General features: G+C 62.5%; 18 protein-coding genes and 1 pseudogene. 12 read left to right on the top strand and 7 right to left on the bottom strand.

Annotation, left to right across the window (positions count from 1 at the left end):
- Positions 1 to 6 precede the first annotated feature (6 nt).
- From AC2A6O_RS25585 to AC2A6O_RS25530, 12 genes are all read left to right on the top strand, one after another.
- Complete coding sequence (locus AC2A6O_RS25585; RefSeq protein ID WP_498931327.1) at positions 7 to 1,446, top strand: extracellular solute-binding protein; 1,440 nt, start codon at positions 7 to 9, stop codon at positions 1,444 to 1,446.
- A gap of 98 nt (positions 1,447 to 1,544) precedes the next feature.
- Entirely contained in the window at positions 1,545 to 2,468 is a 924-nt protein-coding gene (locus AC2A6O_RS25580) for a carbohydrate ABC transporter permease (protein WP_498931325.1), read from the top strand.
- Between the two features lie 2 nt (positions 2,469 to 2,470).
- Complete coding sequence (locus AC2A6O_RS25575) at positions 2,471 to 3,328, top strand: carbohydrate ABC transporter permease (RefSeq protein WP_148581945.1); 858 nt, start codon at positions 2,471 to 2,473, stop codon at positions 3,326 to 3,328.
- Positions 3,329 to 3,332: 4 nt separating this feature from the next.
- Complete coding sequence (locus AC2A6O_RS25570; protein WP_498931323.1) at positions 3,333 to 4,442, top strand: ABC transporter ATP-binding protein; 1,110 nt, start codon at positions 3,333 to 3,335, stop codon at positions 4,440 to 4,442.
- Entirely contained in the window at positions 4,439 to 5,566 is a 1,128-nt protein-coding gene (locus AC2A6O_RS25565; RefSeq protein WP_498931321.1) for an ABC transporter ATP-binding protein, read from the top strand. The genes AC2A6O_RS25570 and AC2A6O_RS25565 overlap by 4 nt, the downstream gene beginning before the upstream one ends.
- Complete coding sequence (locus tag AC2A6O_RS25560; protein ID WP_498931319.1) at positions 5,563 to 7,122, top strand: FGGY family carbohydrate kinase; 1,560 nt, start codon at positions 5,563 to 5,565, stop codon at positions 7,120 to 7,122. The genes AC2A6O_RS25565 and AC2A6O_RS25560 overlap by 4 nt, the downstream gene beginning before the upstream one ends.
- Entirely contained in the window at positions 7,119 to 8,159 is a 1,041-nt protein-coding gene (locus AC2A6O_RS25555) for a 2-hydroxyacid dehydrogenase (protein ID WP_148581949.1), read from the top strand. Before AC2A6O_RS25560 ends, AC2A6O_RS25555 begins: the two co-directional genes overlap by 4 nt.
- 13 nt (positions 8,160 to 8,172) lie before the next feature.
- On the top strand, positions 8,173 to 9,732 hold the full coding sequence (locus tag AC2A6O_RS25550) for a glycerol-3-phosphate dehydrogenase (protein WP_498931317.1): 1,560 nt from the start codon (positions 8,173 to 8,175) through the stop codon (positions 9,730 to 9,732).
- Positions 9,729 to 10,808 (top strand): class II aldolase/adducin family protein, encoded by a 1,080-nt coding sequence (locus tag AC2A6O_RS25545; protein ID WP_498931315.1) that lies wholly within the window; start codon positions 9,729 to 9,731, stop codon positions 10,806 to 10,808. The genes AC2A6O_RS25550 and AC2A6O_RS25545 overlap by 4 nt, the downstream gene beginning before the upstream one ends.
- Positions 10,805 to 12,058, top strand: a complete 1,254-nt coding sequence (locus AC2A6O_RS25540; protein WP_498931313.1) for an FGGY-family carbohydrate kinase — start codon at positions 10,805 to 10,807, stop codon at positions 12,056 to 12,058. Before AC2A6O_RS25545 ends, AC2A6O_RS25540 begins: the two co-directional genes overlap by 4 nt.
- A 1-nt stretch (position 12,059) precedes the next feature.
- Entirely contained in the window at positions 12,060 to 12,875 is an 816-nt protein-coding gene (locus AC2A6O_RS25535) for a TIGR01459 family HAD-type hydrolase (RefSeq protein ID WP_498931311.1), read from the top strand.
- A gap of 63 nt (positions 12,876 to 12,938) precedes the next feature.
- Entirely contained in the window at positions 12,939 to 13,607 is a 669-nt protein-coding gene (locus AC2A6O_RS25530; RefSeq protein WP_498931309.1) for a class II aldolase/adducin family protein, read from the top strand.
- A gap of 562 nt (positions 13,608 to 14,169) precedes the next feature.
- On the opposite strand, the pseudogene AC2A6O_RS25525 reads toward AC2A6O_RS25530, so the two are convergent.
- The 7 genes and pseudogenes from AC2A6O_RS25525 to AC2A6O_RS25495 all read right to left on the bottom strand — a co-directional run bounded on the left by AC2A6O_RS25525 (position 14,170) and on the right by AC2A6O_RS25495 (position 22,240).
- Positions 14,170 to 14,909: pseudogene (locus AC2A6O_RS25525) on the bottom strand (IS6 family transposase).
- 859 nt (positions 14,910 to 15,768) lie between these two features.
- On the bottom strand, positions 15,769 to 17,727 hold the full coding sequence (locus AC2A6O_RS25520; RefSeq protein WP_498931308.1) for a 3-hydroxyacyl-CoA dehydrogenase NAD-binding domain-containing protein: 1,959 nt from the start codon (positions 17,725 to 17,727) through the stop codon (positions 15,769 to 15,771).
- A 1-nt stretch (position 17,728) separates the two neighbouring features.
- The gene (locus AC2A6O_RS25515) at positions 17,729 to 18,430 is read right to left on the bottom strand and encodes an ABC transporter ATP-binding protein (protein ID WP_498931306.1); all 702 of its coding nucleotides are present in this window, start codon (positions 18,428 to 18,430) and stop codon (positions 17,729 to 17,731) included.
- Positions 18,417 to 19,202 (bottom strand): ABC transporter ATP-binding protein, encoded by a 786-nt coding sequence (locus AC2A6O_RS25510; protein WP_498931304.1) that lies wholly within the window; start codon positions 19,200 to 19,202, stop codon positions 18,417 to 18,419. The genes AC2A6O_RS25515 and AC2A6O_RS25510 overlap by 14 nt, the downstream gene beginning before the upstream one ends.
- Positions 19,199 to 20,155: a branched-chain amino acid ABC transporter permease gene (locus AC2A6O_RS25505; protein WP_498931302.1), complete on the bottom strand. Its 957-nt coding sequence runs from the start codon at positions 20,153 to 20,155 to the stop codon at positions 19,199 to 19,201. Before AC2A6O_RS25505 ends, AC2A6O_RS25510 begins: the two co-directional genes overlap by 4 nt.
- Positions 20,155 to 21,027, bottom strand: a complete 873-nt coding sequence (locus AC2A6O_RS25500; protein ID WP_498931300.1) for a branched-chain amino acid ABC transporter permease — start codon at positions 21,025 to 21,027, stop codon at positions 20,155 to 20,157. The genes AC2A6O_RS25505 and AC2A6O_RS25500 overlap by 1 nt, the downstream gene beginning before the upstream one ends.
- Before the next feature lie 67 nt (positions 21,028 to 21,094).
- On the bottom strand, positions 21,095 to 22,240 hold the full coding sequence (locus tag AC2A6O_RS25495; protein WP_498931298.1) for an ABC transporter substrate-binding protein: 1,146 nt from the start codon (positions 22,238 to 22,240) through the stop codon (positions 21,095 to 21,097).
- Between the last annotated feature and the right edge of the window lie 2 nt (positions 22,241 to 22,242).

The raw sequence follows: 22,242 nt of genomic DNA, 5'->3' as shown, positions 1-22,242 counted from the left end.
AAGACCATGTACGAAAAGGAAAAGGATCTGATTTCCACGTTTCTGAACGGTGGAATGAGCAGACGCAGCCTGATCCGGCGGCTTGGGGCTCTGGGGCTCACGGCGGCCTCGGCCGGAACATTGCACAACATGATGGCGACCCGCGCTCTGGCGGCGGATTTCGACTGGAAGAAACATTCCGGCAAAAGCATCAAGCTGCTTTTGAACAAGCATCCCTACACGGATGCCATGATCGCCAATCTGGACACGTTCAAGCAACTGACCGGCATGGACGTCTCCTACGACGTCTTCCCGGAAGACGTCTATTTCGACAAGGTCACGGCGGCCCTGTCCTCCGGATCCACGGAATACGACGCCTTCATGACCGGCGCCTACATGACCTGGACCTACGGACCGGCAGGCTGGATCGTCGATCACAATGAGTGGCTGAACGACCCGGAAAAGACCAATCCGCATTACAATTGGTCCGACATGCTGGAAGGCGTGCGCAAGTCCTGCGCCTGGAACGGCATCCCGGGCGGCAAGCTCGGCTCGGACGATGCAAAGCAATGGTGCATCCCCTGGGGCTACGAGCAGAACAACCTCACCTACAACAAGGCGATGTTCGACAAGGCGGGCGTTGCCGTCCCGACCAATATGGACGAGCTCATCGAGGCCGCCGCCAAGGTTCAGGCCGGAAACGACGGCATCTACGGCATCGGCGTGCGCGGCTCGCGCTCCTGGGCAACCATCCACCCCGGCTTCCTGTCGGCCTACGCCAACTTCGGCGAAATGGATCTGACCAACGACAACGGCAAGCTTTCCGCCGCCATGAACACCGACGGGTCGAAGGCCTTCCACGCCAAGTGGGTCAAGATGATCCAGGAAAGCGGCGCAAGCGACTGGTCGACCCATACCTGGTACCAGGTCGGCACGGATCTTGGGGCCGGCAAGTCGGGCATGATCTTCGACGCCGACATTCTCGGCTACTTCATGAACGGCGGCGACAACGCCATGGCCGGCCAGTTGGCCTACGCGCCGTTCGCGGCCAACCCGGATGCCAAGGGTCCGACGCCGAACATCTGGATCTGGTCACTGGCCATGTCCAAGTTCTCCAAGGACCTGGATGCCACCTGGTATTTCATGCAGTGGGCCTCCGGACCCGAGCACGCCCTCTTCGGCGCGCGGAAGATGGACTTCGTGGATCCGGTCCGCAACACGGTCTGGCAGGACGAGATGTTCCAGGAGAAGCTCAACAAGAGCTATCCGGGCTACGTCGACATGTACAAGACGTCCGCGCCCGGCGCTTCGATCAAGTTCACGCCTCAGCCGCTGTTCTTCGATCTGACCACGGAATGGGCCGCTATGCTGCAGCGTATGGTCGCCAAGGAAATCCCGGTCGATGAAGGTCTGGATCAGCTCGCCGACAGCATGAACGGTCAGCTTTCCGAAGCCGGCCTGCGCTGATCAACATCAACGTCAACTGACATGTGCAGGGCAGTCTGCCCTGCACACCCTTCCAGCGAACCGGCAGCGGCAGAAGCGCCGCGCGCCATGGAGGTCTTATGTCCGTTCAAGCCGACATGCCCGTCTTGCGGCGCTCCAGCCGCCTGTCCAGGACGCTGCTGCCCTACCTGCTCAGCCTGCCGGCGCTTCTGGTCTGCATCGGGATCCTGATCCCGTTCGTGACGGCCATCTATTACTCGCTTCAGCGTTACCGCATGTCCCAGCCCTGGAACCGAGGCATGAACTGGGGCGAGAACTATCTGAATTTCTTCACCGATCCCGACTTCTGGAACACCTTGAAGGTGTCGCTGGTCTACGCGGGACTGACGGTCGGCATCGAGCTCGTCCTGGGGCTCGCCATAGCGCTGCTGCTTCAACGACGCAGCCGGGTGAACAACTTCGTGTCGATCATGCTCCTGATGCCCCTGATGACCGCGCCCGCGCTGGCAGCACTCATGTTCAAGCTGATGACCAATCCGAATTTCGGCATCCTGAGCTATTTCATGCAGCTGCTCGGATTCCACGATTTCCGCTGGGCGTCGTCGCCGAACACCGCGCTTCTGACCGTCATCCTCGTGGATGTGTGGGTCTACACGCCGTTCATCATGATCCTGCTGCTGGCGGGTCTGCGGTCCCTGCCGACCCAACCGTTCGAGGCGGCCGCGCTCGATGGCGTGCCCCGGTTCGAGCAATTCTGGCGGATCACGCTGCCGATGCTGTCGCCCTACATTCTGACGGCGGCCCTTTTCCGCCTGCTCGATTCCATCCAGCAGTTCGACATCATCTACGCCATGACCCAGGGCGGCCCCGGAAACCGTCTGATGGTGTTCCAGGTCGAGGCCTATCTGAACTTCTTCCAGTCCACCAACGTGGGAAGATCGGCGGCATTGCTCATGATCCTCTGGGCCATCACCTACGCGCTATCCAACGTCTTTGTGAAAAACTGGCTGCGCCTGCGCGAACGCGCCAAAGGAGGGGCATAACCATGGATCACCGATCCGCATTAGAGCGCATTCTGCGCGCCATCGCCCTCACCGCCATCGTGGTTTTCTTCATGTTCCCGATTTTCTGGATCGTGCTCATGTCGCTGCAGACCAACGAGACCATTTTACGCTCACCGCCCAGCATGTCCTTCGTGCCGACCCTCAAGAACTATGCGGCGATCATTTCCGGTGAACTCGATTCCAACGCGGGCACCATGAGCATCCACTTCATGAACAACCTGCTGAACTCGATTCTGCTGTCGGTGTTTTCCGTGGCGCTGGCGCTGCTCCTGGGGGTTCCGGCAGCCTATGCCTTTGCCCGGCACAAGTTCCGCGGCTCGGAGGACATCGCGTTCACGCTGCTGTCGTTCCGCTTCGCCCCGCCCCTGCTGGTGCTGTTGCCGTTGACGCTTTATTTCCAGGCGCTCGGACTGGCGAACACCTATCTCGGGCTGGTCTGGGTCTACCAGTTGATCTGCCTGCCGCTGATTCTGTGGATCGTGCGCGGCTATTTCGAGGATATTTCCCCGGACATCGAACATGCCTACCGCATCGCCGGGCACGGCTGGTTCGCCACTTTCAGGAAGATCGCCCTGCCGCTGGCCGGTCCGGGCATCGCGGCAGCCGGCCTCCTGGCGTTTATTTTCGCCTGGAACAATTTCGTCTTCGCACTGGTTCTGGCGTCCGCCGACAAACAGCCGGTGACGGTCGGCGCCCTCGCTTTCGTCACGGCCTCCGGCATTCAATACGGCCAGATCGCCGCCGCGATCGTGATGTCGATCGCACCGACCCTGCTCCTTGCCCTGTGGGCGCAACGCTATCTGGTGGAAGGCCTTTCGCTCGGCGCGGTGAAAGGATGAACTCATGAGCCGTATTGAACTCAAAAAACTCGTCAAGCGCTTCAAGGACACCGAAGTGCTCTCAGGCATCGATCTGGATGTGCCCGAAGGCAGCACCCTGGTTCTCTTCGGTCCGTCCGGGGCGGGCAAGACCGTCCTGCTCCGCTGCATCGCCGGCGCCGTCGAACAAGACGGCGGCGAGGTTCTGATTGGCGGAGAGGATGTGACGGACGTGCTGCCGGAGCATCGCGGGATCGGCATGGCGTTTCAAAACTTCGCGCTGTTTCCGCACATGGATGCCTTCGACAACATAGCAAGCCCCCTTACCGCGTGCGGCAGGACGGCCGATCAGATCCGCGCCGGCGTCGATACGGTCGCCAAGCTGCTCAAGATCGATCACGTGCTGTCCCACACACCCAAGGCCCTGTCGAACGGACAAAAACAACGAACCGCGCTGGCCCGGGCGCTGGTGTCCAGGCCCAAGGTTCTGCTGCTCGACGACCCGTTGCGGAACGTGGATGCCAAGCTGCGGTTCGAGATGCGCCTGGAACTGCCCCGCCTGCTGGCCGATCAGGGCGCCACGGTCATTTATGTCACCCAGGACTACCGCGAAGCCATGGCGCTCGGGGACCGGATCGCCGTGCTCGACGGCGGCCGGATCATTCAGAACGGCACACCGGAGGAGATCTACCGGCGTCCGGCGACAATCAACATCGCCAAACTGTTCGGCGATCCGACCATCAACCTTCTGGATGTGGTTCCCCAGAGCGACGCCTCCGGCGTCTATGCCAGCCTGTCCGACCGGAGAATCCAGCTCGACCCCGGACTGTCCGGCACTGTCGGCAGGGAGTGCGTCCTCGGCCTGCGCCCGGAGGCGTTGAGCTTCACGGATGCCGATGAAGGCGTGCCCGTCACCATCGAAGCGGAAACGCCATTCAACGAAAAGGCCGTCACCTTGGTCACCACGCTGCGCAAACGAGAAATTCTGGTCTCCCGTCCTGCGGAGATGCCCGCGCCCACGTCGGGAATGGCGCACATCACCATCGATCCGAGCGACGCGGTCCTGTTCGATCGCCAGACCGGCGTCCGGCTCGACCCGAACGGAACCAGTCACGCAGCGGAGAAAGCGGCATGAGCGACGTTCTGCTCGACCTTCAACAGATCGACAAGATCTATAACGAGACCTCCCGTCATCCGGTCCGGGCGGTCAAGTATCTGAACCTGAGCGTGACCCAGGGCGAAATCGTCGCGCTGTTGGGATCGTCCGGCTGCGGCAAGACCTCCACCTTGCGCATGATCGCCGGGTTCGAAGCGGTGTCTTCGGGCGAGATTCTCATAAAGGGGCGCCCGATTCACAAGCTTGCCCCGGCCAGGCGGAATGTGGCGATGGCCTTTGAGGGGTATTCGCTCTATCCGCCACTGACGGTTGAGGAGAACATCGCCTTCGCCTTGAAGTCCGAGCGTCTGGCGAAGGACGAGATTCGAAAAAAGGTGGCTGAGATCGCCCACCTTCTGGAGATCGAGGACATTCTGGATCGCTATCCGGGGTCGATCTCCGGCGGGCAACAGCAAAGAGCAAGCCTCGCCCGCGCACTGATCCGCAACGCGGATCTGCATTTGCTCGACGAACCGATGGGCCAGCTGGAGCCGCAGCTCAGGGCCTTGTTGCGCGGCCGCCTCAAGCACTTCATCAAGGAACGCGGACTGACCGCCATTCTGGTGACCCACGACCAGACGGAAGCCAACGCGCTTGCGGATCGGATCGCGGTGATGGAAGGCGGCGTCCTGCAGCAATTCGACTCACCGCTTCACCTCAAGGACCGGCCTGCCAATCTGTTCACCGGCACATTCATCGGCGAACCGCCCATGAACGTGTTTCCTGCCCAGGCTGAAACGGACGGCGACGATCTGAAACTGAACCTCGCCGACGGGGTCTGCCTGACCTATCCGGCAAGCGCCTTTTCCGACGATCTCAAAGCGCGCCTGCTGGCATCGGATGCGTTCGTCATCGGTGTGCGGCCCCATGCGGTGAAAATCACCGCCGGCGGCCACCCGGCCAGGGTCTACGCCAATCAGTGGCTTGGCGACCAGACCCACATCGCGGCCCGGTTTGCCGGCCAGACCATCGTCTCGGTCCGCCACGACAGGGCGCATCACGCGCCGGGCGAAACCATCGGCATCGACGTGGCCGCCCATGACCTTCACATCTTCGCGGCGGACAGCGGCCGTGCCTTCTCTCATGGGGGAGCACTTGCATGAGCGGGGAGGTGCTGATTGGAGTCGATGCGGGCACGTCGGTCATCAAAGCCGTCGCCTATGACCTGTCGGGCCGTCAGCTCGCCATGGCGCATCGACGGAATGTCTACCACAGCCGGCCGGACGGCGGCGTGGAACAGGACATGGCCCGGACCTGGCGGGACACGGCGGAGGTTTTGCGAGACCTGGTCGCGAAACTTCCGGGCAACGCGTCCAATGTCCTGGCCCTCGCCATCACAGGTCAGGGAGACGGAACATGGCTGGTCGACGCCGATGGAGAGCCGGTCCACGACGGCTGGCTCTGGCTCGACGCGCGCTCCGCGGAGACCGCACGGGATCTTTCAGATTCGGAAGCGATCGAAACGATCTACCGGGAGACGGCGACCGGGCTGAACGTCTGCCAGATGCGGACCCATCTGGTCCACATGGCGCTCCACCAGCCGGAGCTTCTGGAGCGCAGCGCCGCGGCTCTTCACTGCAAGGACTGGCTCTACTTCAAACTGACCGGCGTCATCGCCGCCGATGTTTCGGAAGCCGGCTTCACGTTCTGCTCCTACAAAACCGGCGCTTACAGCGACGCGGTCATCGACGCGCTCGGTTTGAGGCCCCACCGGCACCTGCTGCCGCCCATCGTGGACGGTACCCGGCGGGCCAATGCTCTTACCGCGGAAGCGGCGGCCCTCACGGGCCTGCCGGCCGGTCTGCCCGTCTGCCTGGGAGGCGTGGATGTCATGTGCTGCGCGCTTGGGGCCGGTCTGCACGATCCCGCCGCCGATCGGGGCATCACCATTCTGGGCTCGACGGGCATGCATATGCGCTTCATTTCCGACGCCGATCAAGTGGTCCTCAACCCGGAGCGGTCGGGGTACACGATGCCGTTCCCGGGCGGCACGTTTGCCCAGATACAGACCAACATGGCGGCGACGCTGAACATCGACTGGGCGCTCGGCCTGATGCGCGAGATGCTGCTCGACTCAGGCGTCGAGAAAACGCAGGACGAGCTTCTGATCGGCCTGGACGACAAGATCCTGGCCGCCCGGCCGGGCGCCGCCTTCTACCTGCCCTACATTTCCTCCGCCGGCGAACGGGGGCCATTTGCCGACCCGTCCGCTCGGGCGGCCCTGACCGGCATGGATCAAAACACCGGCTGGTTCGACATCCTGCGCAGTATCTTCGACGGTCTGGTTCTCGCGACCCGTGACTGTTACCGGGCACTTGGACATGTGCCCGGCGAAATTCACCTGACCGGCGGCGCGGCCAAATCCGGCGCGCTCAAGAAACTTCTGGCCGCGGCTTTGCGGGCGCCGGTCAAAACGGTGGCGCAGCCCGAGGCCGGAGCGGCAGGGGCGGTCATGATGGCCGCCGTGCAGCAAGGGCTTTATCCGGATCTCACATCGGCGACGCGCGCCTGGGTCGATCCCCTGGTCGAGCCCGCCGAAGAGCCGGATCCCGAGCTCGCCGACACGTTCGACACCCTGTTTTCCGCCTATCTCGCAACCCGAGGCGCCATGTCGGAGACATGGACCGCACAGGCCCTCGCCCGGAGGAAACTGTCATGAGAACGGAAGTGGCCATTATCGGCGACCGGTTCATGTTGTCCGAGATGTTCGCCGCCGCGCTGCACGAGGCCTGCGGCGACCGCATCGTCTGCCGCAGCCTGGATCTTCCCTGGCCGGATGAACCGATGGAGCACGGTTACGCGGTTCCGGGCATGGAGGGCCTGAAGGAATATATGGGGACGTCGGAGCAGGTCCTTGCCCATCTGGGCGATGCGCCGATCCTGGTGACCCATCTGGCGCCATTGTCGAGGTCGGTGTTCGAAGCCGCGCCGTCGCTCAAACTCGTCGCGGTTTCCAGAGGCGGGCCGGTCAATGTGGCCATGGACGCCGCCGCCGCGCACGGGGTTCTTGTCGTGAACACACCCGGACGTAACGCGTCCGCCGTGGCGGAGTTCACCATCGGCGCGATCCTTGCCGAAACCCGCAACATCACCAAAGGCCATGACGCCCTGCGCAAAGGGGAGTATCGGGGCGATCTTTACCGCGCCGATGTCACCGGCGACGAGCTCTCCGACATGACCGTCGGGATTATCGGCTACGGCGCGGTCGGCACACGGGTGGTACGCCTGCTGCGCGCCTTCGGCACCCGCATTCTGGTGTGCGATCCTTACGTTCAACTGTCTGCCGACGACACCAATGCCGGTGTCGAACATGTGTCACTCGAGACAGTGTTGCGCCAGTCGGACGTGGTGTCGCTCCACCCCCGGGTCACCAATGAAACCCGGGGCATGATCGGCGCCAGGGAACTCGCGGATATGAAGCCCGGCGCCGTTCTGGTGAACACGGCCAGAGGGCCTTTGATGGATTACGACGCGCTCTACGACAGCCTGAAAAGCGGCCACCTGGGCGGTGCCATGCTGGAGACCTTCGCCATCGAGCCGACCCCGCCCGACTGGCCGCTGCTGCAACTGCCCAATGTCACACTGACACCGCATATTGCCGGGGCGTCGCTCAAGACCGTTCGCATCGCCGCCTCGAAAGCCGCCGAGGAAGTCCGGCGCTGGCTCGACGGCGAGCCACCTGTGAATCCATGCTGAGGACAAGCCAAGGATGAGTGTCAGCGGTTCCCAAACCCCAAACATCGGAAGCAAGGAAAACCCTGTCGACCTTCTCGTCGCCGGCGGAGGCATCAACGGGGTCGGTGTCGCGCGCGACGCGGTGGGCCGTGGCCTGTCCGTCATTCTGTGCGAGAAGGACGACCTGTCCGAAGGCACGTCCTCCCGCTCCGGCAAATATATTCACGGCGGCCTGCGGTACCTGGAATATTACGAATTCCGCCTGGTGCGCGAAGCACTGATCGAGCGCGAGGTCGTCCTCAACGTCGCCCCACACCTGTCGAAGCCGCTGCGCCTCATTCTGGTCCACAGCCCCGAACAGCGGCCGCGCTGGCTGATCCGTCTGGGCCTGTTTCTTTATGACCACCTGGGCGGGCGCAAACGGATCCCGGGCTCGAAAGGCGCCGATCTCAAGGCGGAATGGGGCAACACGTTGCTCCGGCCAACCTTCGACAAGGGCTTTGCCTACTGGGATGTGTGGATTGACGACGCCCGGCTTGTTGTCCTCAACGCGATCGACGCGGCAAGACGGGGTGCAGAGATCCTGACCCGGACGGCCTTGAGCGCCGCCGAACGCGACGGCGATCTCTGGCGCACGACCTTGCAGGACACGCGAAGCGGAGCAGAACGCACGGTTTATGCCCGGGCGATCTTCAATGGCGCCGGCCCGTGGGTGGAAAAGGTCATTACGTCCATTGACGGTACCGCCTCCAAATCCAGCGTCCGTCTGGTCAAGGGCAGTCACATCATCATGCGCAAGTGGTGGGACGGAGAAAACGGCTTTGTGCTGCAGGCACCGGACAAGCGCCTCATCTTCGTCAATCCCTATTTCGACGACCTTGCCCTGGTGGGCACGACCGATGTGCCGTTCAACGGTCGGCCGGAGGACGTCCGGGTCGATCAGGGCGAGATCGACTACCTGCTCGATATCCTGAACAGCTACTTCCTCCGGCAGCATGGTTCGTCGGACGTGCTGCACGCCTATTCCGGTGTCCGGCCCCTGTTCGATGACGACAACGGCAAATCGGCATCCGCCGTTACCCGCGACTACACGTTCGAATTGGATGAAGGACGCAAAGGCGCCGGCCGGCAGGCCCCTTTGCTCAGCGCCTTTGGTGGCAAACTGACGACCTACAGAAAGCTCGCCGAACACGCACTTGAGCGTCTCGCCCCGTTCTTTCCCAAGATGGGGCCCGCCTGGACCGATAACGCGCCTCTGCCCGGAGGCGATATTCCCGATGCGAACATGAACGTCTGGCTTGCCTCCCTCCAGAGCGCTTTCCCGGAACTTCCGCCGGATCTGGTTCGCCACTACGGGCGCTGCTATGGCACGGCAACCTTCGACCTGCTGTCAGGTGCGCATTCCCTCGCCGATCTCGGAACGCATTTCGGCGGACTCTTCTATGAAATCGAAGCCCGCTGGCTGACCGACAACGAATGGGCCCAGACAACCGAGGACATGCTGGTTCGCCGGACGAAGCACGGGCTTTTCCTGAACGAAACGGAAATAGCCTCGATCGAGGCCTGGATGACACGCAGACGGGGGGCGGCATGACGGCTTACGAGGCTTTGCGGGCAAATCCGGAATTCGCGGCCTTGCGGACGGTCTCGACCCGGCTGGGCCTGGATCCGTTGCAGGTTCAAGGGCCGGGCGGCAACACATCGATCAAGTCCGGGGGCATCATGTGGGTGAAGGCCTCCGGGACCTGGCTCGCGGACGCTGAGGCGCAGGATATCTTCGTGCCCGTCGATTATAACGGCCTGACCCAGGCGATTGTGGCGAACGACGAAAGCGCTGACGACGTCGGACCGTTTACACACGCATCCGAAAATCCGTCCGGCCTGCGGGCCTCCATCGAGGCGACCGTGCACGCCAGTTCGCCGGCCAAAGTCGTGCTGCACACCCACTGTGTGGCCACGATCGCGGCGGCGATCCGGAAAGACGCGCCCGCGTTTCTGGCGGAAAAGCTCGCCGGTCTCTCGTTCGCGTTCATCCCCTATACCAAACCCGGCAGCGGCCTCGCCCGCGCCATTCGCGCGCACGCGCCGGCGGGAACGGAGATCCTGGTTCTCGGCAATCACGGTCTCGTCGTCTGTGGCGAGACGGTTGCTGAAGCCGACAGTCTGCTGCGAGAGGTCAGCGCCAGGCTGACACCGACGACCAAGGCGGATCCGGCGGATGCCTCTCCGGCGCTCAAGGATCGGCTTTCCGGCACCGGCTGGATGCCCGTGCCCCATCGGCCGACCCAACGGATCGCGTTGGACGAACGCCTGCTCAAGATTGCCGATGGGCGAACGCTTTATCCGGACCATCTGGTGTTCCTGGGTCCGGGCGTCACCATCGCCATGCCGTCCGAGACGGTTTCGCAAGCCGTGGCAAGAGCTGCCCAATCCCTATTCCCCAGCAAGCTGGTGATCGTCCCGGGCCACGGCGTCGCCATGCCGGAAACGGCTTCCCGCTCCGAGCTGGCCCTTGCTTCGGCATTCGGCGACGTGCTGGCGCGGGTCGATCCGAATGCGAGCGTGACGCGTCTGTCGAGGGACCAGGAAGCGGAACTTCTCGACTGGGATGCGGAGACTTACCGGAAGTTGCTCAACAAGGAGCAAAGCACGCAGAGACACGTCACATGACCGGAGACGCGTTGTTTGTCGGGATCGATATCGGAACTTCCGGTGTCCGGGCCGCGGCCATCGGCGCGGACGGAACGATCCTAGGACTTGGCCGCGCTGTTATCGAAACGGACGACCATATCCGGCGCGACCCCGCCGTGTGGGAACAAGCGCTCGATACCTGCCTCCGCGATCTGGGACGGACGGCGGACCTTTCCGCGATTGCTGGAATTTGCGTGGACGGAACGTCAGGCACCGTCCTTGCTCTGGACGGAAACGGACAACCGATCGGGCACGCCCTGATGTACAACGACGCGGTCGCGGACCAGCACATTCCCGAAGAGATCGCGGCGGTCGCGCCAGGCCAAAGCGCGGCCCATGGCGCCAGTTCCGCCTTGGCCCGCGCGATAGAGTTGCAGCGTCGGCCCGGCGTTGCCCGGATCGTGCATCAGGCCGACTGGATCGCCGAGCGGCTCGCGGGTGCGCCTGTGCCGAGTGACGAAAGCAATGCACTCAAGACCGGTTACGACCCGGTCAACCGCACCTGGCCGGACTGGCTCGACGGAACCTCGATCCGGCGGAGCCTGCTGCCGGAGGTCGTGCCGACGGGGACCGTCACCGCCCGCACCGGCGGCACATTCGGGCTGCCGGCCGGCCGTCCGATCGTCGCCGGAATGAGCGACGGCTGCGCGTCGTTCCTCGCCACCGGCGCCAAGCGCCCCGGGAACGGCGTGACGGTGCTCGGCACCACCATGACTTTGAAAGTGTTGTGCGATGGTCCGTTGTTCGCCCCGGAATACGGCATCTACAGTCACCGGATCGGCGATCTGTGGCTCGCGGGCGGCGCGTCCAACAGCGGCGGCGCGGCTCTTCTCGCGCATTTCAATCTCGAAGAAATGGCGCAGCTTACCGCCGGCATCGATCCGGAAACGCCCAGCGAACTCGACTACTATCCACTGCCCCGGCCCGGCGAGCGGTTTCCAATCAATGACCCGAAGCTGCCGCCCCGCGTGACGCCGCGGCCGGAGGACAATGCCGCCTTCTTCAAGGGATTGCTGACCGGGATTGCCCGGATCGAGAGGCTCGGCTACCAGCGCCTCGTGGAGCTCGGCGCTCCGGCATTGACCAGCATGAGGACCGTTGGCGGCGGCGCGAACAACCCCGTCTGGACCCGTATCCGACTCAAGCTGCTTGATGTTCCGGCCGAACCGGTTCTCGCCAAAGAAGCCGCGGTCGGATCCGCGTTCACCGCCCGCGAGGCCTTGTCCTGACATGCCGCAAACGATCACCCACCTTTCTGAAATCCTTGGCTCTGTCGACGGCTTGCTGCTCGACCAGTTCGGCGTGCTGCATGACGGCAAGAGGGCTTTCCCGGGCGCGATAGAGTGCGTTCAGGCTCTTCAGGAGCGCGGGGTGCCGATGGTTGCCCTTTCCAATTCGGGACGGCTCGCCAAACCCAACGCGGATCGCCTGGCCCGGCTTGGCTTCCCGGTGAGCGCCTTCAAGGCCATTGTCACATCGGGCGAACTGGCCCGCGACCTGCTGCTTCAACGCCTTGCAGATAAACGTCTTTCCGAGGGTGGAGCCGTTTTGCTGCTGTCGCGGGAAAACGATCAAAGCCTGATTGACGACTTGCCCGTGACAGGAGCCGACCCCGGGGCCCCTGTCGAACTCGTGATCATCAGCGGCAACAATCCCGAAACACACAGCCGGGAGGATTACAGGCGCCTCCTTACCCCTCTGGCACGGGCCGGCGTTCCCGCCATCTGCGCCAACCCGGACACCACCATCTATGCCGGAAACCAGGCGTCCTACGGACCTGGCCTCGTGGCGAAAGACTATGCCGATGCGGGGGGCGAGGTCGTCCATCTCGGCAAGCCGGATGCGGCCATGTTCTCCGCCGGCCTGCGGGCACTCGGTCCGGTCACGCCCGAGCGATGCCTGATGATCGGCGACAGCCCCCGTCATGACATTCTCGGCGGCAACCGCGCCGGCTGCCGAACCCTGCTAATCACTTCCGGGGTCCAGGCCGGCACGCCGGACAACGGGGCCACCGCGGATTTTTCAATGGAAAACCTGAGATTTTAACGGCATGCGACCGCCACACGGCTGGCGCAGGCCCGAACTGAAAACAAACAGGAGACGCTCAAAATGAAAAAGGCAGAACTCTCGCTCCGTGAGGAGTTGATCGCCCGATGCCGGGAAATGAACGCGAACGGACTCAATCAGGGGACGTCAGGCAACATTTCGGTCCGGTATGAGGACCGTATGCTCATCTCGCCATCCGCAACCCCCTACGATCAAATGGAACCGGACATGATTGCGTCCGTCGACCTCAACGATCTGTCGGGCGCCTGGGAGGGCCCCTTGAAACCTTCGACCGAATGGCGCTTCCACCACGCCTTGTTGCGCGAGCGCAAGGATGCCGAAGCAGTCGTGCACGCCCATCCAACCTATTGCACAACACTGGCCATCGCGAGGAAGGAAATCCCGTCCTGCCACTACATGATAGCGGCATTCGGCGGCACCAATGTGCGCTGCGCGGGCTACGCGACCTTCGGCACGGCGGAGCTGTCCGAACTCGCAATTGAAGCGATGCAGGACCGGACCGCCTGCCTGTTGGCCAATCACGGCATGATCGCGGTCGGTGAAAGCCTTGGCAAGGCCATGTGGCGGGCCGTCGAACTGGAAACGATCGCCCGGCAATATTACCTGAGCCTCCAGATCGGCGGCCCGGTTCTCCTGTCCGATCAGGTCATCGCCGACACACTCAAATCCTTTTCCGGATATGGACTTCAGGACGGCAAAGGCAAGAAGTAGGCAGGCGCCTGACCTTTGTCTTCAACAACGTAAATGGCATTCCGCATTTGGATATGCGTCCTCCACGCCATCCACTGCGGATATGCCGGCACGCTAAAACAGAACCTTGTATCCCCTGGGTTCATTGAGGACATTCGCGGCAGCGAAAGTAATAAGCATTCGCTTCGCCGCCCCGGCCAGCCTTCGGCTCCTGACAGACATCCTTTCAAATTAGCCGATCGCGACCTAAATAGGTTAATCTGAGGTCCGCATCCAACCTGGACAGATAGCCACGTTTGTAGAGGGCATCGAAGTGTCGTGCCCCCATGTCGCCCGCAAGATGATTGTAGCAACTTCGTGCCGTTCGTAGGGCGGTGTCCTTTGGGCCGGTTCGCGTACGCGTGAGGCTAGCTTTTTCAGCAAGCCCCATCAAACCAGCAATGATGTCTGCCACATTCTCGTGGCATATGGCGAAATGTCGGTGGTGGCCCAACTTTCGTAGCCAAAGAACAAGAGCCTCTGTCATCTTGGCATTGCCAACTTGTTTTGTTCAGTCAGCAAGGTGTTCGTTATTAGACGGATTTCAGGCATTCATCTCTCCGGTGTAGACCTGCCATAGGCTGAACGCATCTGCTCTCGCGTCCCTGTATGAGGCAGCGGACAGTTTGTATCGCCGCGGCAGGAAGATCGTGTCTATCTGATCGTGGGCGGACAGAAATCGTTGCGCTTGCCAAGGCGATTTGAACCGGCCAAAGATCTTCTCCCGCGTCCGTGTCGGGCGGTGGGAGTTCTCAATCCTATTGTTCAGCCCCTTGTGAGCGCGATGCTCGGCATCTGGTGCAAGCGCCTGAACCGGCTTGGTCAGCTCCGCAGTTTGTCGGTTAGCACGACCCTGGGCCCGCCGAATTGCTTGACCAGCGCGCAAAATAAGCGTCTGGCCGCCTTGGCAATCCGGCAGGGCTGAACCAAGATGTCGAGTACGTCTCCATATCCGTCAACTGCCCGCAAGAACCGGTATTTCACTCGGCCAATGGCGATCACGGCTTTATCCAGATGCCATTCGCTGTTTGGCTTTAGTCGATCCCGGCAAATGCAACGCGCAAAATGCGGGCCAAACCGGTTCACCCATTTGCGAATCGCCTCCCGGCTGACATACATCCCCCGCTCCGCAAGGAGATCATCAACATCCGCCGTACTCAACGCAAACTGATGATAGGCCTAAACCGCGTAAGAAATGATCGACCTGGGAAAGCGGAAGCCCTTTTCACTCTCCGCACTCAACACACTTAAAATTCTGGGTTCTTTCAGCTGCCACCTTCTCATTCTCAAGAATTTCCCCTTCTTTTACGCTTGAGTAGGTGCAGAGTGCCAAGTCGATAAATCGAAGACTTGAGTAGTCCGGAGGGTTATTCTTCAATCGAAACCAAGTGTTGAATAGGCCAATTTTCCGGTGCGCGCTTCTCGGATAGTCAATTGCGTCGGTAAAATTTCCAAGCTTAGAGTCCTTAGTATTTTTCCAATCTTCCAGCCATTTGTAAAATTTTATAAAGGTATTTCTTAGATATTAATTTTTGTTAATTGTTAAAAATATTGTAAAGATAAAAATTTTAGGAACTTATATTTTATATCTTTGCTGATATGTTCTTCGTTTTTTCTTTGACTTACAATTTAATTTAACTCTTCCCCCTGATCATCCGGTAAGAAAAATTTTTTGTCATGGCGTACCATAGCGCCTCGCGCAGAATACAATTTTAGATTGCGTTATTTTCAAGTTCTTTGAACACTGCAATATACCCCAATTCGGATCTCATTGACTCAAAGTCAGTGGGTAGTAAACACTTTGGTAAGAGCTCCTGGTTGTGGGCTTGAGTGGGTTGAAAAAGTGACATCCAAAGTTGGAATCGCGAAAGTATTGACGGTCTTTCGGTTGCGAGATTTGACGGACACCGATTTGACGTCAAAGGTGAAATTTAAGCTAGGGCATGTTGCAGTGATCGACACTGCTTGTAGCTCGAAAAGAATTCGCAAAAGTCATGTACGATCATCTGACCTCACCGTTGATCGTTGATCTGGACAGCGATGCGTTGAGTTCGGCATAGCTCTTGAACTTCGGCCGGGGAACGAAAAAGCGCCGGCCGCTGTTTCAGATCAATCGGCGTATCGCGCAAAGCCTTGGTGGCGATCAGGCAGCTCCCCCGGAGGCGCGGTCGCGGGTGGCGAACATCGGCCCGCCTTTCCAGCGGGGAAAGCCGTAACCGTGGATTTCCACCAGATCGATGTCCTCGGGGGCCTGCGCGATCCCTTCGTTGAGGATGGCCTCTCCTTCCGAGGCCATCGTCGCGACAAGATGCCGGGCGATGTCGGGGCGGAGCGACGGCCCCTGCCCGTCTGCGGACACGTGGGGCGCCAGCAATGCTGTCGTGGTGATCGACGGCTGCGGGGTCCGGTCGCCGTCGGCGTAATCATACCAACCGCCCCCGGTTTTCTGCCCCTTGCGCCCTGCCCGTACGAGGATGTCGCCCAACGTCTCGGGCACCTTCTGTCCGGCGTCGCGGGCTCCTTCGCGCTGCAGGAAGGCGATGTCCAGACCGCCCAGGTCCTGCGCCTCGAAGGGCCCCATCTTGAAGCCGTAGTCGCGCATCGCGGCGTCGATCTCGGCAATCGGTACGCCTTTTTTCACCAGCGCCTCGGCCTCGGCGCGGTAGCGTTTGAGAATCCGGTTGCCGATGAACCCTTCGCAGATACCGGCTTGAATGGGCATCTTTTTCAGCGCGCGACCCAGCGCAAATCCCGTCGCCAGCACGTCGGGCGCGGTGTCGGGGGGGGGCACGATTTCGAGCAGTTTCATGATGTGGGCGGGGCTGAAGAAATGCAGGCCGATGAAACGCTCGGGGTGCGGAAGGCCTGTCGCGATGTCGCGGGGATCGAGATACGAGGTATTGGTCGCCAGCACCGCATCGGCCCGGCAGAAATGACCGAGCCGCTCGAAGACCGCGCGCTTGACGCCGATCTCTTCAAAGACCGCCTCAATGACCATGTCGGCCTGTGCAAGCGCGGCGTAGTCGGTGCTGCCCTGCACCCCTGCCATGCGGTCGGCGCGGTCCGCTTCGCTCATCTTGCCGCGCTTCACACCACCGGTAAAGATTTTGTCGATGTTTTGCATCCCCCGCGCGACGGCCTCCTCATCGCGTTCGATCAGGACGATCCGCATCCCCGCCTCGCGGCAGGCGGCGGCGATCCCGGCGCCCATCGTGCCACCCCCGACGATGCCCACCGTCTTGATCTGTCGCGGCTCGATCCCTGTCAGCACCTCAGGCTTCGGGGCCGCGCGTTCGGCGAAAAAGACGTGGCGCAAAGCGGCGGCCTCCTCCGAGGCGCGCAAATCCAGAAAGGTCTTGCGCTCGTGGGCCATCGCGGCGGCGAAGTCGTGTTCGGTCGCAAAGCGGATGCAGTCGAGCGCGCGCACCGGGGCCTGATGCCCGGCCTTGGCGGCGGACGTCCGCGATGCCTGCCAAAACGCATCGGGCATCGGTTCCAGCGGGATCTGTGATGCCGGCTGCGGCAGGTCAGCGTCCAGCGCCTGTCTGGCGAAGTCGATCGCGGCGGCTTCAAGATCATTTCCGATCACAAGGTCCAGCAGTCCGGCATCCAGAGCACGGGCAGCGGACACGGGCTTGCCGCCGGTTGCCAGGTCGACCGCAAACTCGACTCCCGCAAGGCGTGGTGTGCGGACCGTGCCGGACGCGCCGGGAATGATCCCAAGGTTGACCTCCGGCAAGCCGACCTTCGCGCTGCCAAGCGCCACGCGGAAGCGGCAGCCCATTGCGATCTCGAACCCTCCGCCAAGCGCCGTGCCGTGGATCGCCGCGACCCAGGGTTTTTGCGCGGCCTCGATCCGGTCCACCACGTCGGGCAGGTGCGGCTCTACCGGCGTTTTGCCGAATTCGCGCACATCCGCACCCGCGATGAAGGTCCGCCCGGCGCAGATCAGCACCACGGCGCGCACGGTATCGTCGGCGTCGAGCCGGTCGACCATTTCGACCAACCCCTTTCGGACAGCCTCGGAGATCGCGTTGACGGGCGGATTGTCCAGCGTGACGACAGCAATGTCGACATCCATGCGAAGTGTCAGACGTGTCATGTCAAATTCCCAGGTAAGCTTCTCTGATCCGTGGATCGGCGATAAGGTCCGGCGCGGGGCCTTGTATCGTGATCCGCCCGGTTTCCATCACGTAGCCGCGGTCGGCGATCTTGAGCGCGCCAAAGGCGTTCTGCTCGACCAGCAGGACGGTCACGTTGCGTGCTTTCAGCGATTTCACCACGTCGAAGATCTGTGCGACCAGCAGGGGGGCCAGGCCCATCGACGGCTCGTCCAGCAGCAGGCACTGCGGGCGGCCCATCAGCGCGCGGGCGATGGCCAGCATCTGCTGTTGCCCGCCCGACAAGCCCCCAGCGGCGAGGTTGCGTTTTTCCTTGAGGATCGGAAACATGGCAAAGGCATCGTCCATGTCGCTTTGCACCCGGTCGTCAGCATAGAGAAACGCGCCCAGACGCAGGTTCTCTTCGACCGAGAGATTGGTGAAGATCTGCCGCCCCTCGGGCGATTGGGCCAGGCCGTGTGACAGGCGCTTGTGGGCCGGCACTGCCGCAAAGCTTTCGCCGCAAAAGGTGATCGTGCCGTCGCTGATGGGCTGGGTGCCGGAAAGGCATTTCAGCAAAGTCGTCTTGCCCGCGCCGTTGGCGCCCACCACGGTCACGATCTCTCCCGTGCGGACCTCCAGGTCGATGCCGTGCAGCACCTCGATCCGCCCGTAGCACGAGCGCACCCCTTCAACCGTCAACATGGGCGGGCTCCTTGTACTCGGTGCCAAGATAGGCGGCGATCACCGCCGGATCGCGCGAGACGGTTGCCGGGTCGCCCTCGGCGATCTTCTGGCCATGATCCAGCACCACGATGTGGTTCGAGATGCGCATCACCAGCTTCATGTCGTGTTCCACCAGCAGGATAGCGATGCCCTGCGCGGCCAGTTCGGCGATCAGATGGTCGATCTCTTCGGTTTCGACCGCGTTGCAGCCCGCCGCAGGTTCGTCCAGCAGCAGGATCTTCGGGTCAAGCGCCAGCGCTCGCGCGATTTCCAGCCGCTTGAGCGCGCCGTAGCTGAGGTTGCCCGCAATCTCGTCTGCCTTGTCGTCCAGCCGCACGCGGTTCAGGAGTTTCATTGCGCCCGCCCGCGCCCGGCCCGCGCGGCGGCGCATCCCCGGCAGCGACAGAAGGTCCGCCAGCACCGACCCGCGCTCGCTGAGGTGATAGCCCGCCAGAACGTTGTCGAGTACCGTCATCTCCTGAAAGATCTGCAGGTTCTGGAAGGTGCGCGACAGGCCCATCTCGGCCAGCCGGTTCGGGGCCGTGCCGGTCACGTCGGTCCCGATGAGTGAGACCGATCCGCGCCCGGGCAGGTAGATCCCCGAGATCATGTTGAAGAGCGTCGTCTTGCCCGCGCCGTTCGGCCCGATGACCGACACAATCTCTCCGGGTTTGACGGCGAAGCTGACATCGTCGACGGCCTTAAGCCCCCCGAAGCTAATTCCAAGGCCATTCACATCCAGAAGGCTCATTTGTTCCTCCCTTTCAGGCGCTGCGCTATCGAGGGCAGCAGCCCCTGGGGCATGAAGATCATCACCAGCACCATGACGAGGCCCAGCACCAGTTGTTCATATTCGGCGAACACCGTCAGAACCTGCGGCAACAGCGTCAGGATCGCCGCCCCGAAGGTCGCCCCCAAGACCGAGCCGACACCGCCCAGTACCGCCATCGTCACCATCTCGACCGAATGCATGAAGCCCGCGACATCCGGCGTGATGTATCCGTTCTGCAGCGCCAGCAGCGAGCCCGCGACCGAGGCGTAGACCGCCGAGATCACGAAGGCGCGCAGCTTTTGCCGGGGCACGTCGATGCCGACCGTGGCGGCCGCGACCTCTGACCCGTGCAGCGCGCGCATCGCCCGCCCCGTGGGGCTGTCGTACAGGTTCAGCGCAAGCCAAGCGCCCACCAGCAGCACGAAGCCCGAGGCGCCGTACCAGAACTCTCCACCCGACACCCGCCAGCCCATATCGCGCAGCAGGCTGCGCAGGCCGGGATCGGAGACCACCATTCCGTCGGGGCCACCCGTCAGTGCGCGTTCATTGGTCAGCACCATCGACACGAGGATGCCGAAACCCAGCGTCGCCACGGCAAGGTAGTACCCTTTCAGCCTGAGGATCGGGCGTCCGATCAGCGCGGCCATCGCCGCCGAGATCGCGGCCCCCAGCACCAGTGCGAGCAGCGGATGCAGGCCCAGATGCTCGGGCGCCAGCGCGCAGGCATAAGCGCCGATCCCGGCAAAGCCCGCGTGCCCAAGGCTGATCTGCCCGGCGTAGCCGATCAGGATCACCAGACCCATCACCGACAACGCATTGACGAAGACCAGCGCACCGACGCGGTAGTAATAGCCCGAGGGGAAGACCAGCGGCAGCAGCACGATGAGCGCCGCCAGCACGGCCAAGGATATCCATTTCCTTCGACCGGCCATCACACACGCTCCGTCGTTCTAGCGCCGAACAGGCCCTGCGGCATAACGAAGAGCGTGCCGAGGATGACGATGAAGGCGACCGCTTCCTTGTATTGCGAGCTGAGGTAGCCCGCCGTCAGGGCCTCCAGGCAGCCCAGCAGCAGTCCGCCGACCAGCGCACCCTTGGGGTTGCCCATGCCGCCCAGCATCGCGGCAGCGAAGCCTTTCAGCGCCAGGGTCACGCCCACGTCGTAGCTGACCAGTGTGATCGGAGTGACCAGCACGCCCGCAAAGGCCCCGATGGCCGCTGACAAGCCGAAGGACAGTGTCATGATCCAGCCGGTATTGATGCCAACCAGCTGTGCCGCGACCCGGTTGTTCGCCGTGGCCAGCACCGCCTTGCCGGTCAGCGTGCGGCTAAAGAAAACCCAGAGGACCGCGAAAACCGCCAATGCGCCGCCCAGCACCCACAGGCTTTGCGGCAGGATCGTGGCCCCTATCACGCGGATCGGATCGTCGCCCGAAAAGGCCGGGAAGCGGTGCAGCTGCTTGTCGAAGATCAGCTGTGTCGCACCCCGGATCAGGATCGAGGCCCCGATCGTGATGATGATCAGCGACACCACCGGTGCGCCCCGCGCGGGCTCGATCGCCAGCTTGTTCAGCGCGACGCCCAAGGCGGCGGTGATCAGGATGGCAAGCGTCGCCGCCAGCAGCAGCGGCACACCGGCCTGATAGGCGAAAACCGTGATCATCCCGCCCAGCATGACGAATTCGCCCTGGGCAAAGTTCACCACGTCGGAGGCGTTGTAGATCAGCGTGAACCCCAGAGCCACGAGCGCATAGACAGCACCCACGGTCAGGCCGGAGAACAGAAATTGTAGCAGGGCGTCCATTTTTGGCTCCAGTAGATGCGATGGAGACGGGGGCTTCGGGAGAGGTCCCCCCGAAGCCCCGGGCGAGTCACTCGACGGGCTGCCAGCCGCCGTCCTTGACCTCGAGCATCCGGAAGGCGCTGAGGTCGAGGCCCAGGTGATCCTCGGGCGAGAAGCTGTAGGTTCCGGTGGTGCCTACAAGGCCGCTGGTCTCTTCAAGCGCATCGCGGATCGCCTGCGGATCCTCCGGGTCGCCGGACCGTTTCATCGCGTCGACCATCAGCGCAAAGGCGTCATGCGCGTAGCCCCCGAAGGTCGAGGTTTCCTGCCCGTAGGCGTCCCTGTAGGCTGTCGTGTAAGAGGTCACGACATCGTATTGCGGATCGTCCTCGCTCAGGCTGTCGGCGATCAGCAGCGCGGTGCCCGGCAGGCGCACGCCCTCGGCGGCATCGGCACCTGCCAGCTCGATGAAGGCATCCGAGGCAACCCCGTGGCTTTGGTAGAGCGGCACGTCGAAACCCAGCTGCGCCACGTTGCGGGTGACGATGGCCGGGCCTTGGCCGAAGCCGGGGTTCAGAACCGCCTGCACGCCGTCGGTGTTGCGGATGCGCGTCAGCTGCGGGGTCATGTCGGCGTCCTGCGGACCGTAGGTCTCATCCGCCACGATCTCGACCCCGTAGTCGCCCGCGACCTCCTTGCATTGCGCCTGCATTGAGGCACCGAAGCCGTCCGTGCCGGAAATCATGCCCACCTTCGTGATCCCCTGCGCCTGCATGTCCGTGAAGATCTTTTCGCAGGCCATCCGGTCGGTATGAGGGGTCTTGAAGACATAGTCGCGCACCGGATCGATGATCGAGATCGCCCCCGCCAGAGAAATGAACGGGATCCCCTCGCTTTCGGCGACGGACAGGATCGACATGGTGGTGCCGGTGGTCGAGCCGCCGATGATCGCCACGACCTCGTCGTCCTCGACCAAGCGGGTGGCAAATGTGCGCGCCTTGTTGGGGTCGCCGCCGTCGTCATAAAGCGTCAGCGCGATCTCTTCGCCGTCGATGCCGCCGGCTTCGTTCAGTTGCTCGACCAGCATCTCGATGGTCTTGGCCTCGGGGTCGCCGAGAAAGGCGGCCCCCCCGGTGGCCGAAAGGCTTGCGCCCAGCCGGATTTCGGCCTGCGCGGCCCCGGTGAGACCGGCAAGGGCGGCGAGTGTGACGATGGCCGTGGTGGTTTTAAGCATGT

It is taken from the genome of Labrenzia sp. ATLA3 (assembly GCF_057180185.1).
This window is presented reverse-complemented; position numbering and strand designations above follow the sequence as displayed.

Coding starts and splice junctions, on each gene's coding strand:
- AC2A6O_RS25570 (WP_498931323.1), top strand. CDS start 3,333: ATGAGCCGTATTGAACTCAAAAAACTCGTCAAGCGCTTCAAGGACACC.
- AC2A6O_RS25550 (WP_498931317.1), top strand. CDS start 8,173: ATGAGTGTCAGCGGTTCCCAAACCCCAAACATCGGAAGCAAGGAAAAC.
- AC2A6O_RS25530 (WP_498931309.1), top strand. CDS start 12,939: ATGAAAAAGGCAGAACTCTCGCTCCGTGAGGAGTTGATCGCCCGATGC.
- AC2A6O_RS25575 (WP_148581945.1), top strand. CDS start 2,471: ATGGATCACCGATCCGCATTAGAGCGCATTCTGCGCGCCATCGCCCTC.
- AC2A6O_RS25565 (WP_498931321.1), top strand. CDS start 4,439: ATGAGCGACGTTCTGCTCGACCTTCAACAGATCGACAAGATCTATAAC.
- AC2A6O_RS25520 (WP_498931308.1), bottom strand. CDS start 17,727: ATGACACGTCTGACACTTCGCATGGATGTCGACATTGCTGTCGTCACG.
- AC2A6O_RS25545 (WP_498931315.1), top strand. CDS start 9,729: ATGACGGCTTACGAGGCTTTGCGGGCAAATCCGGAATTCGCGGCCTTG.
- AC2A6O_RS25510 (WP_498931304.1), bottom strand. CDS start 19,202: ATGAGCCTTCTGGATGTGAATGGCCTTGGAATTAGCTTCGGGGGGCTT.
- AC2A6O_RS25540 (WP_498931313.1), top strand. CDS start 10,805: ATGACCGGAGACGCGTTGTTTGTCGGGATCGATATCGGAACTTCCGGT.
- AC2A6O_RS25560 (WP_498931319.1), top strand. CDS start 5,563: ATGAGCGGGGAGGTGCTGATTGGAGTCGATGCGGGCACGTCGGTCATC.
- AC2A6O_RS25515 (WP_498931306.1), bottom strand. CDS start 18,430: ATGTTGACGGTTGAAGGGGTGCGCTCGTGCTACGGGCGGATCGAGGTG.
- AC2A6O_RS25580 (WP_498931325.1), top strand. CDS start 1,545: ATGTCCGTTCAAGCCGACATGCCCGTCTTGCGGCGCTCCAGCCGCCTG.
- AC2A6O_RS25555 (WP_148581949.1), top strand. CDS start 7,119: ATGAGAACGGAAGTGGCCATTATCGGCGACCGGTTCATGTTGTCCGAG.
- AC2A6O_RS25500 (WP_498931300.1), bottom strand. CDS start 21,027: ATGGACGCCCTGCTACAATTTCTGTTCTCCGGCCTGACCGTGGGTGCT.
- AC2A6O_RS25535 (WP_498931311.1), top strand. CDS start 12,060: ATGCCGCAAACGATCACCCACCTTTCTGAAATCCTTGGCTCTGTCGAC.
- AC2A6O_RS25495 (WP_498931298.1), bottom strand. CDS start 22,240: ATGCTTAAAACCACCACGGCCATCGTCACACTCGCCGCCCTTGCCGGT.
- AC2A6O_RS25505 (WP_498931302.1), bottom strand. CDS start 20,155: ATGGCCGGTCGAAGGAAATGGATATCCTTGGCCGTGCTGGCGGCGCTC.
- AC2A6O_RS25585 (WP_498931327.1), top strand. CDS start 7: ATGTACGAAAAGGAAAAGGATCTGATTTCCACGTTTCTGAACGGTGGA.